Annotated in this window: 14 protein-coding genes and 2 pseudogenes; 11 read left to right on the forward strand and 5 right to left on the reverse strand. The window is 54.6% G+C overall.

The annotated features are described in order from the left end of the window. Positions 1 to 8: 8 nt before the first annotated feature. From dhaM to AL515_RS14305, 8 genes are all read left to right on the forward strand, one after another. Complete coding sequence (dhaM, locus tag AL515_RS14270) at positions 9 to 1,439, forward strand: dihydroxyacetone kinase phosphoryl donor subunit DhaM (protein ID WP_061068040.1); 1,431 nt, start codon at positions 9 to 11, stop codon at positions 1,437 to 1,439. Positions 1,440 to 1,611: 172 nt separating this feature from the next. Then, positions 1,612 to 3,324: an alpha,alpha-trehalase gene (locus AL515_RS14275; protein ID WP_061068041.1), complete on the forward strand. Its 1,713-nt coding sequence runs from the start codon at positions 1,612 to 1,614 to the stop codon at positions 3,322 to 3,324. Positions 3,325 to 3,532: 208 nt separating this feature from the next. Beyond that, positions 3,533 to 4,555 carry an ABC transporter substrate-binding protein gene (locus AL515_RS14280; protein ID WP_048211436.1) on the forward strand — a complete coding sequence of 341 codons (1,023 nt, stop codon included), beginning with the start codon at positions 3,533 to 3,535 and terminating at the stop codon, positions 4,553 to 4,555. A gap of 5 nt (positions 4,556 to 4,560) precedes the next feature. Then, complete coding sequence (locus AL515_RS14285; RefSeq protein ID WP_370528887.1) at positions 4,561 to 5,541, forward strand: FecCD family ABC transporter permease; 981 nt, start codon at positions 4,561 to 4,563, stop codon at positions 5,539 to 5,541. Then, complete coding sequence (locus tag AL515_RS14290; RefSeq protein ID WP_061068043.1) at positions 5,538 to 6,299, forward strand: ABC transporter ATP-binding protein; 762 nt, start codon at positions 5,538 to 5,540, stop codon at positions 6,297 to 6,299. The genes AL515_RS14285 and AL515_RS14290 overlap by 4 nt, the downstream gene beginning before the upstream one ends. A gap of 9 nt (positions 6,300 to 6,308) precedes the next feature. Next, positions 6,309 to 7,121: a class I SAM-dependent methyltransferase gene (locus tag AL515_RS14295; protein WP_061068044.1), complete on the forward strand. Its 813-nt coding sequence runs from the start codon at positions 6,309 to 6,311 to the stop codon at positions 7,119 to 7,121. Continuing rightward, complete coding sequence (gene modD, locus AL515_RS14300; RefSeq protein WP_061068045.1) at positions 7,118 to 7,975, forward strand: ModD protein; 858 nt, start codon at positions 7,118 to 7,120, stop codon at positions 7,973 to 7,975. The genes AL515_RS14295 and modD overlap by 4 nt, the downstream gene beginning before the upstream one ends. A gap of 23 nt (positions 7,976 to 7,998) precedes the next feature. Then, positions 7,999 to 9,969: a TonB-dependent receptor plug domain-containing protein gene (locus tag AL515_RS14305; RefSeq protein WP_061068046.1), complete on the forward strand. Its 1,971-nt coding sequence runs from the start codon at positions 7,999 to 8,001 to the stop codon at positions 9,967 to 9,969. Between the two features lie 41 nt (positions 9,970 to 10,010). Here the strand turns inward: AL515_RS14305 and AL515_RS14310 are convergent, their stop codons facing one another. Beyond that, the gene (locus tag AL515_RS14310) at positions 10,011 to 10,265 is read right to left on the reverse strand and encodes a GlsB/YeaQ/YmgE family stress response membrane protein (RefSeq protein WP_048212573.1); all 255 of its coding nucleotides are present in this window, start codon (positions 10,263 to 10,265) and stop codon (positions 10,011 to 10,013) included. Between the two features lie 201 nt (positions 10,266 to 10,466). Between AL515_RS14310 and ycgR the strand changes: the two genes are divergently transcribed. Continuing rightward, a complete protein-coding gene (gene ycgR / locus AL515_RS14315) occupies positions 10,467 to 11,201 on the forward strand; it encodes a flagellar brake protein YcgR (RefSeq protein WP_048211430.1) in 735 nt (244 codons plus the stop codon). An 11-nt stretch (positions 11,202 to 11,212) separates the two neighbouring features. Here ycgR and emtA read toward each other — a convergent pair whose 3' ends face one another. Beyond that, positions 11,213 to 11,824, reverse strand: a complete 612-nt coding sequence (emtA, locus tag AL515_RS14320) for a membrane-bound lytic murein transglycosylase EmtA (RefSeq protein ID WP_048211429.1) — start codon at positions 11,822 to 11,824, stop codon at positions 11,213 to 11,215. A 98-nt stretch (positions 11,825 to 11,922) separates the two neighbouring features. On the opposite strand from emtA, the gene ldcA reads away from it, so the two are divergent. Continuing rightward, complete coding sequence (gene ldcA, locus AL515_RS14325) at positions 11,923 to 12,837, forward strand: muramoyltetrapeptide carboxypeptidase (protein ID WP_061068047.1); 915 nt, start codon at positions 11,923 to 11,925, stop codon at positions 12,835 to 12,837. Between the two features lie 130 nt (positions 12,838 to 12,967). Beyond that, positions 12,968 to 14,602 (forward strand): annotated as a pseudogene (locus AL515_RS14330) (potassium/proton antiporter); the annotation flags it as partial. On the opposite strand, the pseudogene AL515_RS24130 reads toward AL515_RS14330, so the two are convergent. The 3 genes and pseudogenes from AL515_RS24130 to AL515_RS14340 form a co-directional block, all read right to left on the reverse strand. After that, positions 14,603 to 14,662: pseudogene (locus tag AL515_RS24130) on the reverse strand (hypothetical protein); the annotation flags it as partial. Between the two features lie 57 nt (positions 14,663 to 14,719). Continuing rightward, entirely contained in the window at positions 14,720 to 15,790 is a 1,071-nt protein-coding gene (dadX, locus tag AL515_RS14335; protein WP_061068048.1) for a catabolic alanine racemase DadX, read from the reverse strand. Between the two features lie 12 nt (positions 15,791 to 15,802). Further along, on the reverse strand, positions 15,803 to 17,101 hold the full coding sequence (locus AL515_RS14340) for a D-amino acid dehydrogenase (RefSeq protein ID WP_061068049.1): 1,299 nt from the start codon (positions 17,099 to 17,101) through the stop codon (positions 15,803 to 15,805). Positions 17,102 to 17,365: the final 264 nt, after the last annotated feature.

Below are 17,365 nucleotides of genomic sequence, written 5' to 3' on the forward strand. Positions count from 1 at the left end.
ATAAAACGATGGTAAACCTGGTTATTGTGTCTCACAGCGCCCAACTGGGCGAAGGCGTCGGTGCGTTAGCCCGACAGATGTTAATGGGTGATGGTTGTAAACTCGCTATTGCCGCAGGCATTGACGATCCTGAGAACCCCATTGGCACCGACCCCATCAAAGTGATGGAGGCCATTGAGTCAGTGGCAGACACGGATCACGTGCTGGTGATGATGGATATTGGCAGCGCGTTACTGAGTGCGGAAACAGCGTTGGATCTGCTCGATCCGGCAATCGCCGCCAAGGTGCGTCTGTGCGCTGCCCCGCTGGTTGAAGGTACGCTGGCGGCAACCGTCAGTGCTGCGGCGGGCGCTGATATCGATCGGGTCATCAATGATGCCATGAATGCCCTCGACGCCAAGCGTGAGCAACTGGGTTTACCTTCGTCGTCTGTTGCGAAGACAGCACCCGCTGAATTGTCACCCGACGCCGATGCTCGTTCGGTTGCCGTGACCGTAAGAAACCCCAACGGTATACATGTTCGCCCGGCATCGCGGCTGGTCTCCACATTGTCTGGCTTTAATGCCGACATGTGGCTGGAAAAAAACGGCAAATGCGTCGTCCCTGACAGCCTGAATCAGATAGCACTGCTGCAGGTGCGCTGTAATGACACGCTGCGCCTGATTGCTAAAGGTGAACAGGCAGACGCGGCGCTGGCTGCGTTTACGCAGCTGGCGGCTGAGAATTTTGGCGAGTCCGTCGAAGAAGCACGCGCTGAAAGCATCGCAGTACCGGTGCCAGCGCTGGCAACGGGTACGGCATTTTGCTATACGCCGTTCTCACCGCAAGTCACCCATCGCCCGACCGCGGATATGCAGGACGAGCAGCAGCGGCTAAAAGCGGCCATTCAACGCACACTCGACGACCTGAGTGATTTAACCGCGCTGGCAGAGGAGAAGTATTCCGCTGATATCGCCGCCATTTTCTCTGGTCATCACACGCTGCTCGACGATCCTGAGCTTTTCGATATGGCCTGTGATTTGATGCGCGAAGAGCAGTGTAGCGCAGCATATGCCTGGCATAACGTACTGCGCGATCTGAGTCAGCAGTATCTGCAACTCGACGATCCTTATTTACAGGCGCGATACATTGATATTGAGGATTTGCTGTCCCGTACGCTGCAACATTTGACCGGCGAAAGTGCCCGTATCCCCGCGTCTATTCGACCGACCATTCTGGTCGCCGATGTCATCTATCCGTCTACCGTGCTGCAACTCGACCCACTCACGATCAAAGGGATCTGCCTGCGCGCCGGTAGCGAAGCCTCCCACTCGGCGATTATCGCCCGCGAGATGGGCTTGTGCTGGGTATGCCAACAAGGCGCAACCCTCGATGCTATCAAGATGGGTGACGCTCTGACTCTGGACGGTGTAGCAAATCGGGTGATCCTCGCGGGCTGATACCCACAGCCCACCCTTTATCTGTAAAAGGTGGGCTATTTCACTCCCTCCGTCAGGAAATGTCTGTTTAATCGCAAAATGGGGGGCCGATCACGCGCAACGGTCGATCCTGAACTAAGGTTTTCTCATGGTAGATGCCGCAACTTCGGCACGCCGCTAAGGAGATTAACCGATGATAACACCCGCAATTCGCCATCCTGGCCTGCTCTCAGTGGCGATAAAACTGACGCTCGCAAGCACCTTTTTTGCTCTGGCCTCTTTTACTGCGAACGCTGAGGATTCACCTGTCGCTACGCCTTCTCCTCCTGATATTCTGCTTGGTCCATTGTTCAATGATGTACAGACAGCAAAGCTATTTCCCGATCAGAAAACTTTTGCCGACGCAGTGCCCAACAGCGATCCACTGATGATCCTTGCCGATTATCGGATGCAGAAAAATCAGTCCGGCTTTGATTTACGCCATTTTGTGGAAGTGAATTTTACGTTGCCAAAAGAGGGTGAGAAATACGTGCCCCCGGCCGGGCAATCACTCCGCGAGCATATTGACGGACTGTGGCCGGTACTCACTCGCTCAACCACCGATGTCGAAAAATGGGACTCTCTGCTGCCGCTACCAGAACCCTATGTAGTGCCGGGCGGGCGTTTTCGTGAGATTTATTACTGGGATAGCTATTTTACTATGCTGGGGCTTGCCGAGAGCAATCGCTGGGACAAGGTTTCTGATATGGTGGCCAACTTCGCTTATGAGATTGATTCCTGGGGGCACATTCCTAACGGCAACCGAAGCTACTACCTGAGCCGTTCACAGCCACCGTTCTTTGCCTTTATGGTTGAACTGCTGGCGCAGCATGACGGTAACGACGCGCTGAAAAAATACCTCCCGCAGATGCAAAAAGAGTACAGCTACTGGATGGAAGGAGGCGAAACACTTCAGCCCGGTCAACAGCATAAACGTGTGGTCAAACTGGCTGATGGCACCCTTTTAAACCGCTACTGGGATGACCGGGATACGCCAAGACCTGAATCCTGGGTTGAGGATATTGCCACCGCGAAAAGCAATCCGAACCGCCCTGCCACTGAAATTTATCGCGACCTGCGCTCAGCCGCAGCATCCGGCTGGGACTTTAGTTCACGCTGGATGGATAACCCCAACCAGCTAAGTACCCTGCGCACCACCAGCATTGTGCCTGTCGATCTCAATGCCTTGTTATACAAGATGGAGAAAATGATCGCTCTCGCCAGCAAAGCCGCAGGTGACGATGCCAAAGCAGCGCAGTACGAGGGCTTTGCCAATGCCCGCCAAAAAGGGATTGAAACCTGGTTGTGGAATGACAAAGAAGGCTGGTATGCCGACTATGATCTGAAGAGCCACAAAGTCCGTAATCAGTTAACTGCCGCCGCGCTGTTCCCTTTATTTGTGAATGCGGCGGCAAAAGATCGCGCCGGCAAGGTGGCCGCAGCAACTCAGGCGCATCTGTTGCAACCTGGCGGCCTTGCAACCACGTCGGTGAAAAGCGGCCAGCAGTGGGATGCTCCCAACGGCTGGGCGCCGTTACAGTGGGTCGCCGCCTCGGGATTACAGAACTATGGCCAAAATAATGTCGCCATGGATGTCACCTGGCGATTCCTCACCAATGTGCAGCACACGTACGATCGTGAGAAAAAATTGGTTGAGAAGTATGACGTGAGCAGCACAGGAACCGGCGGCGGCGGTGGCGAATACCCGCTACAGGATGGTTTCGGCTGGACCAACGGCGTAACGTTAAAAATGCTCGATCTGATATGCGCTAAAGATAAACCCTGCGACAGCGTACCGGCAACGCGCCCCGCCCCCGCCAATAACACGCCTTCCGAGGCCAAAAAGCAGACTCAACCGACGTCCTAATCTTCTTCTGGTGTCTTCAGTCTCCTCTAAATCCGCGCCATGTCGCGGATTTTTTGGTGCCATGTATCTCCATTTCAGGTGTATCCATTGCATCTAGCCCTTATGGGGTAGCCCCTGTTTTCATCCGTGTGAAATTGATTCTGAACATGTTTTTATTCGCTGTATATGTAAATATATAGCGATTTTATCACTGTTCAGGACCAACATAATGCCACTGACAAGAAGGATGTTTGCCCAGCTCGTGGCATCTGCGCTGCTGTTACGCCATTTTCCGGCCCTTGCCCAAACACCGCTTACCGTTGCTGTCGGTTCACCGCCGTCACCCGAGGCAATCCAGCGCGTCGTCAGCGCCGGAGCACCTGCTGATATGCTATTGCTGGCTGTCGCACCGGAAAAACTGGTGGGATTTTCATCATTTGATTTTTCTCACCAGGCCGCAGTGCCATTCCATCATGACATTTTGGCGTTACCGAAATTGGGAAGACTGGCAGGACGCGCCAGCACCCTGTCACTGGAGGCCTTGTTAGCGCTGAAACCCGATCTGGTGGTTGACTGCGGCAATGCTGATGAAACCTGGCTTTCTCAAGCCCGGCAGGTCAACGCGCAAACGCACGTTCCGTGGCTGCTGATTAACGGCGAGCTCCGACAAACCCCGGCACAACTGCAAGCCGCAGGGGCTGCGCTGGGTACCGCAACACGGGCCTCGGCACAGGCCGCACTTGCCCGTCGATTTATTGATGACGCAGATGCGTTTTCGCACTCCCCCGCAGCAAAACTGCGCTTTTATGCCGCACGCGGTGCCAGAGGACTGGAAACCGGTTTACAGGGTTCACTGCATACCGAAGCACCAGAGTTACTGGGATTACACAATGTCGCGCAAATCCCGGGACGACATGGATTGACCCAGGTATCCATGGAAAATCTGTTGAGCTGGCAGCCCGATATTATTCTGGTTCAGGATGCAGTCACCGCACAGTACCTGCGAGAAGATCCCGTCTGGCAAGGGGTTAAAGCCGTTGCTGAGCAACGTATTCTGTTTCTCAGCGGACTGCCGTTTGGCTGGCTGGACGCCCCGCCGGGCATCAACCGGTTGCTGGGATTACGTCGCCTGCACGCCTGGCTTGACCCCAAAATTGAAACCCACTTTAAGACCGATATGCAGCGCTACGCAGAGTTGTTCTGGCACACCTCATTAAGCGATGCACAGTTTCAAAAGCTGGTGACACCCTGATGAGAATGACTACGCTGAGTGCTCTGATGATCGCAGCCATTGCCGTGTGTGTCATCGTCGCAACGGTTTCAGGTGCATATCGCCTGGATGCCCAGCAGGTGATGAACCTCATTGCTGACCATCCGGGCGTGCCGCCCCAGGACAAAATCGTCTTCTGGCAGATTCGATTGCCACGCATTCTGGCTGCATTGCTGCTGGGCGCGGCACTGGCGGGCGCAGGGACCACTTATCAGGGTATGTTCCGTAACCCACTGGTGTCGCCGGATATTCTCGGCGTGGCAGCCGGGGCGGGTTTAGGGGCCTGTACCGCCATCCTGCTCGGTTTACCGATCCTGTTTATTCAACTGTATGCGTTTGTCGGCGGCCTGTTCGTGGTGGCGGGCGTGTGGCTCATCACCCAGCGGGTAAAACGCCACGATCCGGTACTCACCCTTGTACTGGTCGGCATTGCGCTGGGTACGGTGTGCGGCGCAGGTATTTCGCTCATCAAAACGCTGGCTGACCCGTATACCCAGCTACCGTCGATTACCTTCTGGCTACTCGGTGGTCTGTCGACCATCACCGCCCATGACCTGTGGTTGTCCGTACCGCTGATCGTGGCCGGTTTGGTGCCGCTGTTGCTGCTACGCTGGCGTATGAATTTACTCACCCTCTCGGATGATGAAGCCCGTTCTCTGGGCATCAACGTTTCCCGGCTACGGCTCTGGCTGATTATCTGCGCCACGCTTATCACCGCCTGTACTGTGGCGATTGCCGGAATTATTGGCTGGATTGGGCTGGTGGTGCCACACATTGGCAGACTGCTTTGTGGGAACAACCACCAACGGCTACTGCCTGTTTCAATGGGGATCGGCGCTATTTTACTGCTGCTGACAGATACCCTTGCCCGCACTCTGAGCAGCACGGAAATCCCGCTGGGGATCCTGACCGCGTTTATTGGTGCCCCCTTCTTCCTGTTACTTCTGCTCCGGGGAGGCCGACAATGACGCTGCTGAGCGTACAACATGCATCTCTCGGCTACCATTCCCGGCACCCAGTATTACGCGATGTCTCGTTTAGCGTCGCGCCAGGGGCAATTTGTTGCCTGATTGGCGCCAATGGCAGTGGGAAAACTACGCTGATGCGTACCATTCTTGGCGTTCTTCAACCGCTTGCTGGCCAGATTACGCTTGATGGTATCGCGGTGAATCATCTCAGCGACCGGGAACGCGCCGCCGCCATCGCCTGGGTTCCTCAGGCACATGACGGTGCGTTTGCCTTCACGGCTCTGGACATGGTGATGATGGGACTGGCCCCGCAAATGGCGGCATTTGCCGTTCCCGGCGGCAAAGAACGCGACATCGCCCTTGAACAACTGGACGTGCTGGCAATCCCGCATCTCGCGCCCCGGCGCTGGAACACCCTGAGCGGTGGCGAACGTCAACTGGTGTTGATTGCCCGTGCGCTGGCACAGCGTCCACGTCTTTTACTGCTGGATGAACCTGCTTCCAGCCTCGATTTTGGTCACCAGATCCGACTGCTCGACACCCTGGTCACGCTGAAAAATTCGGGCATGGCGCTGCTGATGTCGACCCACCATCCGTTGCATGCACGGGCCATTGCCGACAGCGTGGTACGCGTCGAGCCAGATGGTCTGGTGTCACAGGGGGGGCCTGAACACCAACTGGCTGCTGAACGTCTGGCCACGCTGTATCGGGTCACGCCCTCACAAATAGCCCATCACCTCTTTGGCTCACACGATTAAGGAATCACGATGCTCATTGACGACATTGATTTTGCTGACCTGTACCGCAAACAGTTACTTCAGGCGAAGCGAACCGAGAAAAAACCAGAACACTGGGACAAACGCGCGGAAAAAATGGCAGAAAATTGCGCCTCATTAACCGACAACTACCTGCTCCAGTTATTGAGCAAGATTGACCTGAAAGGTGCTGAATCACTGTTTGATATGGGTTGCGGCCCCGGAACGGTTGCGCTGGCGCTGGCCAAAAAAATGCCGATCGTTTACGGCGTAGACTACAGCCAGGGAATGCTGAGCGTTGCCGCTCGCCGTGCCGGGCAGATGGGCGTGCGCCACGTACAGTGGGTGCAGCGCGCATGGGAAGCGCACTGGGACGACTTGCCCCAGTGTGATATTGCCGTCGCCTCACGTTCAACGCTGGTTGCCGATATGCGTCAGGCTATGACCAAACTGAATAATCAGGCACGGCTGCGGGTTTACACCACCCATCTCGTCAGTTCCTCATTTGTATCGCCCACGATTCAGCGCGCGCTGGGGCGCGAGGTGATTGAGCTTCCCAACTATATCTATGCACTGAATGTTTTGTATCAGATGGGCATTCACGCACATGTTGATTTTATCCGTGGACCAAACTGTCAGCAGGACAACAGCACCTGGACACGTTTTCTGGAGAACGTGCGCTGGAGCATGGGAGAACTGAGCACCGACGAAATTGAGCGTCTGGAGCACTGGTACCATCAGCAGGACCCCGGCACCATCGCTCCCGCCAGTCGCGACTGGGCGCTTATCTGGTGGGACAGCGTACCGCGGGAGGCGCTGCAATGATCTACTTCTCACAGGCGCAAGTCGATGCGCTGCTGCTGGAGGATATTCAGGGCGGCGATTTAACAACCCGCGCGTTGGGTATCGGCGCACAGCCAGGAAGTATGGGTTTTTATCACCGCCAGGGCGGGTGCGTAAGCGGAACTACTGTTGCCAGACAAATGCTGACATCACTGGGTTTGACCGTTACCGACCTTATGTCCGATGGCGAACGGGCGCGTACCGGACAGTTACTTCTGCGCGCGCACGGTAACGCGGCGGCACTTCACCAGGGCTGGAAAGCGGTACAGAACGTGCTGGAGTGGAGTTGCGGTGTCTCACGCTATCTCGACGATATGCTAAGCATCCTGCGTCAGCGCTATCCTGATGGCCAGATTGCCTGCACCCGCAAAACTATCCCTGGCACCCGTATGCTGGCTACCCAGGCGATCCTTGCTGCCGGAGGCATTATCCACCGGGGCGGGAGCGCCGAAACCGTGCTGCTTTTTGCGAATCATCGCCGCTTTCTTGCCGATCCGAACAACTGGGCCGCGGCAATCGCGCAACTACGCGCCCATGCGCCAGAAAAAAAGATTGTGGTCGAAGCAGATACCCCCGATGAGGCACTGGCCGCGCTACATGCGGCCCCTGATGTGCTGCAACTCGATAAGTTTACCCCTGAGCAGGCAGCAGGCATCGCTCGCCTGGCACCGTCTCTGGCCCCCCATTGCACGCTGGCGCTGACTGGCGGCATTACCCTCGCCTCACTGGCGAGTTATCTCGACTGTGGCATCAGACTCTTTATCACCTCCGCACCTTACTACGCCCCACCGGCGGATATCAAAGTTAGCCTGAGCCCGGACGCCTACGGCGTATAACATTTATAAATGGACTATAAATAATGAATTTTAACAAAAGTTGTCTTTACACAGCCCTGTCGTTTGCTTTCGCGCAAGGTGCTTTTGCTGGGCAGGAAAGCGAAACCATGACCGTCTGGTCTAGTCCGGCCTCCGCCGCAACCACTACGGTTCTCGGCCAGGAAACGATGCAGCAGTTGGATAAACAAAACGTGGCGCAGGCGCTAAGCGTCGTTCCCGGCGTCGTGCTGCAAAAATCCGGTAACCGTAACGAGCAACAAGTGAAGGTCCGCGGTTTTGACAGTCGTCAGGTCCCGGTCTTTTTCGACGGTGTTCCGGTGTACATCCCCTACGATGGCAACCTTGATTTAGGTCGTTTTCTGACATCCGATATCGCTTCTGTCGAGGTCTCTAAAGGCTACTCATCCTTGCTACAGGGGCCGAACCAGATGGGTGGCGCTATCAACATCACGACCAAGAAGCCCACCAAACCGATTGAGGGCTCTCTGGGCTATCGTCAGGGCTGGAGCCGTAGCAAAGACAATGCCCATGATATGCACGCGTCGTTCGGTGCCAGCAACGATCTCGGATATATCCAGCTCAGCGGTAGCCAGCTAAAACAGGATTTCCTCGGATTACCTCATGGTGTTGATAACCCGGTAGCGGGCAGCAATGGCAAGATGATTAACTCATCAGCCGATGATAAACGCGGCATCGTGAAACTGGGGTTCACGCCACGCGGTGATGATGAGTATGTTCTGACCTACATTAATCAGGACGGCGAAAAAGATAACCCGCCATATGCCGGGACCAGCAGCCAGAAATCACGTTACTGGCAATGGCCGCAATATGATAAAGAAAGTTATTACTATCAGGGCACCACGCATTTGGGCGATCGCTTTACATTGAAAAGCCGCCTGTATCGCGACACCTTTGAAAATACACTGATGATGTACAATTCCCTTGCCGATCTGAAAAATAAGAAAGGCAGCTACAGCCATTATTCTGACTATAGCGACGGCGCAGGTTTGCAGCTTTCCGCTGATATGCGGGAGAACGACCTGCTCTCTTTCGCCGTGAACTGGAAAGACGATGTTCATCGCGAAAAAGGGGCTCCAAATGCCGCTTATGACCGCTACGAAGATCGCACCTGGTCTGTTGCCAGTGAATATCAGTGGGCGGCTGCGGATAATGTCGATGTGGTGGCGGGTATCAGCTACGACTGGCGTGACAGCGTAGAGGGGATGAAGCACGAGAAAAACGGCAGCGTTACCCATTATGATGACAACGATCAGTCCGCCTTTAACTGGCAGGTAATGACCAAATATCACTTTGAAAATTCTGACACATTAGCGCTGTCCTACTCTGACAGAACGCGCTTCCCCACACTGAAAGAGCGCTACACCACGTCAAAACCGGCTTATAACCAGATAGCGCTGGTCAACCCGCAGCTAAAACCGGAACGCGCCCGTAGCGTCGATCTCACGTGGAACGGTTCGTTCACCCAAAACTGGGGATTCGAAGCCAGCGTGTATTACAACCGCATTACCGATGCGATTCTGTCGCACAATATTGATGCCGACACGATTCAGAACCAAAACAGTGGTCGGGTGGATTACACCGGCCTGGATGCCGGCGTCAAAGGTAAGGTCTTTGACATGCTGGATGTGGGGCTAAGCTACGGTCTTATCCATGCTGACGTTAAACGCAGCGACATCGGTAAAATTACCGATCTGCCGACGCAAACTCTCACCGCCTGGATGACGCTGAAACCGTGGGACCCACTCAGCATTACGCTATCCGAAGAAGCCCGCTCTTCAAGCTATAGCAATTCTGATGGCTCACAAAAAGCGACCGGATTCGCCATTACCCACCTCCGGGCAGATTACACCATCGGACATGGCTTTAGCGTTAACGCTTCGGTCAACAACCTGTTTGATACACAGTACGTCTACAGCGAAGGGTTTATCGAAGAAGGGCGTAATTACTGGGCGGGGATTGAATACCAGTTCTGACTAAACTACGCAGAGAAACGGCCCCCGCAGGGGCCGTTCGATTAATCTCGTCGTACCAGTCGGAAAACACCCAGTACCACAATCGCGCCGACCACGGCCACCAGGAAGCTGTGGAGATTAAACCCACTGACATCGCCGCCGATACCAAACATCGTTGCCAGCCACCCACCGACCACAGCACCGACAATACCGAGAATGCAGGTCAGAATAAATCCGCCGCCATCACGCCCCGGCATAATCAGCTTGGCGATAACCCCCGCAATCAGACCAAAAATAATCCAGGCAATAATTCCCATTTTCAGGCCCTCTTTCCAGTGAACGCATACGCAAGACATTCTTGCGCCAGCACGTTAAGTATAGGCAAGCCATCGCTACCTGCTGTTTGCACTCAGACTTAATTCATTGGCTTGGGTAAAAAATTTCATCCATTTGTATTAAGTTCCGTCTCGCAATGCCGATAACCCAACGATAAGCCAGGTATCCAGGAGTCATTAGGTGTGAGTAACTACAATGAGCAGTTCCTGAAGCAAAACCCGCTCGCCGTATTAGGGGTACTCCGGGACTTAAATTCACAGCAGGTTCCACTGCGTATCTCCTGGTCAGGAGGTCAGTTCATCAGCAAAATTCTTGCTGTCGGCCCGGACGAATTGATCATGGATTTTGGCAGTCAGGAATATGAAAACCAGGCCGTGCAACGCGCCAGCCAGATCTCAATTATCGCTGAAACGCAGGGTGCCAAGGTGGAGTTTACCCTCCCGCAACTGACAAAAGGCGAGTATCAGCGATTGCCAGCCTTTGTCTCATCGTTGCCACCTTCGCTGTGGTTCGTCCAGCGTCGGGAATACTTCCGCATCGGCGCGCCGTTACACCCGCCCTATCACTGCAAGGCGAAGATGCCGGACAACAGTCTCCTGCATTTTCGCTTATTCGATTTGTCTCTTGGCGGCATGGGCGCGCTATTAGAAGGGACAGCACCGGAGGGGCTGGTCGAAGGCATGCGCTTCTCGCAGGTTGAACTGAATATGGAACAATGGGGGGTGTATCACGTTGATGCCCAGCTCATCTCGATTACCGAGCGAAAAGTGATCGACGGAAAAAATGAGACCATCACCACTCCCCGCCTGAGCTTTCGTTTTCTCAACGTAGGCCCGGCGGTGGAGCGGAATTTACAGCGGATTATTTTTTCACTTGAGCGTGAGGCTCGGGAAAAATCGAATAAAGTGCGCGAGTAATATTACGCGCGTTACATCGCATCCAGCGCTCGCTGAAGCTTCCAGATATAACGTGGAGCCTGCGGCGCTGGATGGTTATCGACAACATGCTCGAAAAACTCATCCGCACTCAGATCGTTGATTTTGCTGATGGCTTTTTTCCTGTCAGAGGAGAACGTCCGCAGCAGCGCCCCGGCACCGTTCGCGTATGACACCACCAGCGCATATTGCATCACCTGTGGGTCTTCAATTCCCGCCAGCGGACCGGTTTCAAGAATGCTCAGATATGCCGCCCCCATGGAGATATTGCGCTCTGGATTTTTCAGCTCACTGGTCGACGGCTCACCGCTCCATCCCATACGACGATAAACATCCCGCCCGGAGGTAGAGGCTTTAAGCTGCATCAGACCGATGGCATTAGATTTACTGACTGCATTGGGGTTACCCCCTGATTCAATAGCGATAATCGCCGTAATCAATTGTGGGCTAACGCCCCAGGCAGCACCGGCTTTTTCACTGATCGGCATCCATTGCATTGCGCGTTTAACCGGAACTTCTGCATTCCATGGCGGATTTTTGTAATCCTGTTTTGAACTACAGCCCGCGAGTAATACAACCAAAAAAGCAAACCATCTCAATTTCACGTCATCTATCCTTATAGCCGGAACCTGTCGCTGAGGTGACAACGACATACCTACGCGGCATGATATACATTTGGTTTTAGTTGTAGCAAGGAAATGCCATGTCCCGGTTTCACTTAATTGCCCCGTCGGGCTACTGTATTAACCAGCAGGCAGCATTACGTGGGCTTGCGCGTCTTACTGAGGCCGGTCATCAGGTCGATAACACTGCCGTCATTACCCGCCGCTGTCAGCGTTTTGCCGGTACCGAAGCCGAGCGTCTGGCGGATGTGAACTCACTCGTTGAGCTAAAAATGCCTGATACTATTGTGATGGCGGTGCGCGGCGGCTACGGTGCGAGCCGTTTGCTGGCAGATATTGACTGGCAGGCGCTGGCCGTTCGTCAGCAACAAAACCCGTTGCTGCTGTGTGGACACAGCGATTTCACGGCCATTCAGTGTGGTCTGCTGGCTCATAGTAATGTGATTAGCTTCAGCGGCCCGATGCTGGCGGCTAACTTCGGTGCCGAGGAAATGAACGCCTTTACCGAGCACCATTTTTGGCAGGCTTTGCGCAATGCCGAATTTACCCTCGACTGGCAAGGGCATGGCCCGGATTGCGCTACTGAAGGCACGCTGTGGGGAGGCAATCTGGCAATGCTCATTTCGCTGATGGGAACGCCGTGGATGCCCGCCATTGAGAACGGTATTCTGGTGCTGGAAGACATCAACGAGCACCCGTTTCGCATCGAGCGCATGCTGCTGCAACTTTATCATGCTGGGATCCTCGCCCGCCAGAACGCCATCATTCTCGGCAGTTTTAGCGGCAGTGCGCCTAATGATTATGATGCCGGTTACAGTCTCGATTCAGTTTGTGATTTTCTGCGCGCCAGATTATCCGTTCCACTGTTAGGCGGCCTCGATTTTGGCCATGAACAACGCACCGTCACCTTACCTTTAGGGGCCAAAGCCGTGCTGAAAAATGATAAAAACGGCAGTCAACTCACAATCTCCGGTCATCCGGTGCTTAAATCGTAAAAAAAGCCTGCTTCAGGGCTAAGTAAAACGCTGTTTCTGTCGTTATTATGTTAGGGTTTATTAATACGAAACAGCGTAATTCAGGAGTAACCGAACGTTGGATGCCGCAGCAATCATTAGCCTTTTTATTTTGGGTTCCGTTCTCGTCACCTGCAGTATCTTGCTTAGTTCATTCTCATCACGTCTTGGTATCCCGATTCTGGTGATTTTCCTCGCTATTGGCATGTTAGCGGGCGTGGACGGCGTGGGCGGTATTCCTTTTGATAACTACCCTTTTGCCTACATGGTGAGTAACCTGGCGCTGGCGGTTATTCTGCTCGACGGTGGGATGCGCACCCAGGCCAGCTCATTTCGTGTAGCGCTGGGCCCGGCGTTATCGCTAGCGACCGTGGGTGTGCTGATTACCTCTGGCCTCACCGGCATGATGGCGGCATGGCTGTTTCATCTGGATCTCATTGAAGGGCTGCTGATTGGTGCGATTGTCGGCTCAACCGATGCCGCGGCGGTCTTCTCCCTGCTCGGCGGTAAAGGACTCAACGAACGTGTGGGCTCGACGCTGGAAATTGAGTCAGGTAGCAATGACCCAATGGCCGTATTTCTGACCATTACGCTTATCGAAATGATCCAGAACCACGAGACCGGTTTAAGCTGGATGTTTGCGGTACATATTATCCAGCAGTTTGGCTTAGGTATCGCTATCGGTCTCGGCGGTGGATATCTGCTCCAGCAGATGATTAACCGTATTTCACTGCCTGCCGGGCTTTATCCACTGCTGGCCCTGAGCGGTGGGATCCTGATTTTTGCCCTGACTACCGCGCTGGAAGGCAGTGGTATTCTGGCGGTCTATCTGTGTGGTTTTCTGCTGGGAAATCGCCCGATCCGCAACCGATTCGGTATTCTGCAAAACTTTGACGGACTGGCCTGGCTGGCGCAAATCGCCATGTTCCTGGTGCTTGGACTGCTGGTTACACCGTCCGACCTGCTGCCTATCGCGATTCCGGCGCTGATTTTGTCCGCCTGGATGATTTTCTTCGCGCGTCCGTTGTCAGTGTTCGCCGGATTGCTGCCATTTCGTGGTTTCAATCTGCGTGAGCGCATTTTCATCAGTTGGGTGGGTTTGCGCGGCGCGGTGCCGATCATCCTCGCCGTCTTCCCAATGATGGCGGGCCTGGAAAACGCGCGCCTGTTCTTTAACGTCGCGTTCTTTGTGGTACTGATCTCGCTGCTGTTCCAGGGAACGTCGCTGTCGTGGGCCGCCAAAAAAGCCAAAGTGGTGGTCCCGCCCGTTGGCTGGCCGGTTTCTCGTATAGGTCTCGATATTCATCCGGATAATCCCTGGGAGCAGTTTGTTTATCAGCTCAGTGCGGATAAGTGGTGTGTCGGGGCCGCGCTGCGTGACCTGCATATGCCGGAAGAGACGCGAATTGCCGCCCTGTTTCGTGACAACGTGCTGTTTCACCCCTCAGGCAGTACCCGCCTGCGTGAAGGCGACGTATTGTGTGTTATTGGCCGCGAACGCGACCTGCCCGCCTTAGGTAAGCTGTTCAGCCAGTCGCCGCCAGTGTCGTTAGACCAGCGTTTCTTTGGTGATTTTATTCTTGAAGCCAGCGCGAAATATGCCGATGTGGCACTGATTTATGGCCTGGAAGATGGCACCGGGTATCGCGATAAGCAGCAAACGCTGGGTGAAATTGTCCAGCAACTGTTGGGGGCTGCGCCGGTCGTCGGTGACCAGGTGGAATTTGCCGGTATGATCTGGACGGTAGCCGAGAAAGAAGATAATGCGGTACTGAAGGTTGGTGTTCGCGTTGCTGAAGATGAGGATGAGTAACGCGGATGTTTTTTGCCGGGTGGAGGCTACGCCTTACCCGGCCTACAAAAGTTACACCGTCACTACCGGCACACGCAGCGCCAAAGAACACATTAATTCATAACCCACCGTGCCCGCCGCTGTCGCCACATCGTCGATTTTAATCTCTTTACCCCACAGCTCCACTGGCGTCCCGATCCCCGCCTGCGGGCACGGCGTCAGGTCTACCGCCAGCATATCCATGGATACCGTGCCGACCGTCCCGGTACGTACGCCATCCACCAGCACAGGCGTGCCGCTTGGCGCATGGCGCGGATAACCATCGGCATAGCCTGTCGCCACAATGCCAATGCGCTGCTCGCCGCTGGCGGTGTAGCGTCCACCGTAGCCCACCCGATCTCCGGCTTTCAGCGTCTGTATGCCGATTATCTCGCTGCTCAGGGTCATTACTGGTTTCAGGCCGGTATTGGCGATGTCCCGCCATTGCCCCGACGGTGATGCGCCATACAAAATAATACCCGGGCGAACCCAGTCATAATGCGCTTGTGGGTGCCACAGCGTCGCAGCTGAATTCGACAGCGAACGTCGACACTCCAGCCCTTCCGTTGCCTGCGCAATACGCGCCATCGCGTCCTTAATGCCATCCGGATGTTCAGCATCCGCAAAATGCGACATCAGCGTCATCTCACCTACGTTAGGCATTGCCCGTAACTGTTGCCAGACGGTGGCAACGCGCTCTGGTAAGAAACCCAGCCGGTTCATGCCGCTATTCACCTTGAGGTAAATATCCAGCGGCGCGTTCAGGCGGGCATTTTGCAACGCTTTGAGCTGCCAGTTACTGTGGACACAAGTGGTCAGACGATATGTGTCATACACCGTCAGGTCTTCGGCATGGAAAAAACCCTCCAGCATTAAAATCGGTCCTTTCCATCCCCGCTCCCGCAGGGTGATCGCCTCCTCGAGATTGAGCATCGCGAAACCATCGGTCGTTCCCAGTGCATTCCAGACACGTTCTATACCGTGTCCGTAGGCATTAGCTTTTACGACCGACCAGACGCGGGAGTCCGGCGCAGCCTGACGCGTAATGGTCAGGTTTTGTTTCAACGCCTGCAGGTCAATGCTGGCCAGTATCGGGCGGGTCATCTCGCGTCCTTATTAGTTATGTACGCCATGTAAATGCCGCGGGCGAGACGGGGTAAATCCCGGACTGTAACGCGCCACGCTCAGATCGTCATAAGGTATGGCAGGCGTGCGACCAGAGAGGATATCGCTCAGCAACTGACCGGATCCACACGCCATCGTCCAGCCCAATGTGCCATGACCCGTATTGAGCAGCAGATTCTTAAAGCGGGTACGCCCCACCACTGGCGTTCCGTCTGGCGTCATCGGGCGTAGCCCGGTCCAGAAGGTCGCCTGTTCCACATGCCCACCGCGTGGAAAGAGATCGCGCACCACCATCTCCAGCGTTTCACGACGTGGTTGTAGTAGCTCAGTATTAAAACCAACAATCTCTGCCATACCGCCAACACGAATACGCTCATCAAAACGGGTAATAGCGATTTTGTAGGTTTCATCAAGAATAGTTGAAACCGGAGCGCCGTCATCTTGCGCCACCGGAATGGTTAATGAGTAGCCTTTGAGCGGATACACCGGAATATCAACGATCCCTTTGAGCATCGCCGTGGAGTACGAGCCAAAGGCCATCACATAGGCATCGGCTTTGACTATCTCCTCGCCGCACTGAACGCCATAAATCTGCTCGCCATCGCTCAGCAGCTTATCGACCGGAGTGTTAAAACGGAATTTTACCCCCGCCTGCTCGGCCATTTGCGCCAGACGCTGGGTGAACAGCTGACAGTCACCAGTTTCGTCATTCGGTAACCGTAACCCGCCTGTCAGTTTGTGCGCGACCTCTGCCAGCGCAGGTTCGACTTCCGCCAGGCGACTTGCTTCCAGCAGTTGATAGGGTACGCCCGCATCTTCGAGCACGGCGATGTCGCGGGTGGCGTTCTCATATTGTTGAGCGGTACGGAAAAGTTGCAGGGTTCCGCCCTGACGTCCTTCATACTCGATACCGGTAGAGGCACGTAACGCTTTCAGGCAATCACGGCTGTATTCCGCCAGGCGCACCATCCGCCCCTTGTTTTCCATGTAGTGGCTGGTATCGCAGTTGCGCAGCATTTGCCACATCCATTTCAACTGGAACTGCGTCCCGTCGAGGCGTACTGCCAACGGCGCGTGGCGCTGAAACATCCATTTAATCGCTTTTAGCGGTACGCCTGGGGCCGCCCACGGCGCGGCATAACCAGGGGAGATTTGCCCGGCGTTCGCCGCACTGGTTTCCAGTGCCGGCCCCGGCTCACGATCGATGACGGTGACATCGTGTCCAGCCTGACTTAAATACCAGGCGCTGGTCACGCCAACGACGCCACTTCCCAGTATGACAACTCGCATAGCCACTCCGTTAACAGTAAAAGAACAATCTTCTAATTACATCTTGATAACTCAGTTGAAAATATTATTCAACATATGGCTTTTTTATGGTGACGTATCTCACACATAGCAGTGATTGCAGGGAAGTCTCTGCTTTGGCATCTCCTGCTGTGCGTTATTTTTATCCAGCATAAAATTTTGTCACCTGGCCGTTTTTCGACGCTTCGCTGACGTGAAATCGCAAAGAAAAAATTTCTCCTGCAGCACGTTTTTTAACACCATGAT

The sequence above is a fragment of the Citrobacter sp. FDAARGOS_156 genome (assembly GCF_001559235.2).
GTDB classification, from domain to species: Bacteria; Pseudomonadota; Gammaproteobacteria; order Enterobacterales; family Enterobacteriaceae; genus Citrobacter; species Citrobacter youngae.

What these genes read in the sequence shown, in the direction of transcription:
- dhaM (WP_061068040.1), top strand. Translation starts at nt 9, where the DNA reads ATGGTAAACCTGGTTATTGTGTCTCACAGCGCCCAACTGGGCGAAGGC.
- AL515_RS14275 (WP_061068041.1), top strand. Translation starts at nt 1,612, where the DNA reads ATGATAACACCCGCAATTCGCCATCCTGGCCTGCTCTCAGTGGCGATA.
- AL515_RS14280 (WP_048211436.1), top strand. Translation starts at nt 3,533, where the DNA reads ATGCCACTGACAAGAAGGATGTTTGCCCAGCTCGTGGCATCTGCGCTG.
- AL515_RS14285 (WP_370528887.1), top strand. Translation starts at nt 4,561, where the DNA reads ATGACTACGCTGAGTGCTCTGATGATCGCAGCCATTGCCGTGTGTGTC.
- AL515_RS14290 (WP_061068043.1), top strand. Translation starts at nt 5,538, where the DNA reads ATGACGCTGCTGAGCGTACAACATGCATCTCTCGGCTACCATTCCCGG.
- AL515_RS14295 (WP_061068044.1), top strand. Translation starts at nt 6,309, where the DNA reads ATGCTCATTGACGACATTGATTTTGCTGACCTGTACCGCAAACAGTTA.
- modD (WP_061068045.1), top strand. Translation starts at nt 7,118, where the DNA reads ATGATCTACTTCTCACAGGCGCAAGTCGATGCGCTGCTGCTGGAGGAT.
- AL515_RS14305 (WP_061068046.1), top strand. Translation starts at nt 7,999, where the DNA reads ATGAATTTTAACAAAAGTTGTCTTTACACAGCCCTGTCGTTTGCTTTC.
- AL515_RS14310 (WP_048212573.1), bottom strand. Translation starts at nt 10,265, where the DNA reads ATGGGAATTATTGCCTGGATTATTTTTGGTCTGATTGCGGGGGTTATC.
- ldcA (WP_061068047.1), top strand. Translation starts at nt 11,923, where the DNA reads ATGTCCCGGTTTCACTTAATTGCCCCGTCGGGCTACTGTATTAACCAG.
- dadX (WP_061068048.1), bottom strand. Translation starts at nt 15,790, where the DNA reads ATGACCCGCCCGATACTGGCCAGCATTGACCTGCAGGCGTTGAAACAA.
- AL515_RS14340 (WP_061068049.1), bottom strand. Translation starts at nt 17,101, where the DNA reads ATGCGAGTTGTCATACTGGGAAGTGGCGTCGTTGGCGTGACCAGCGCC.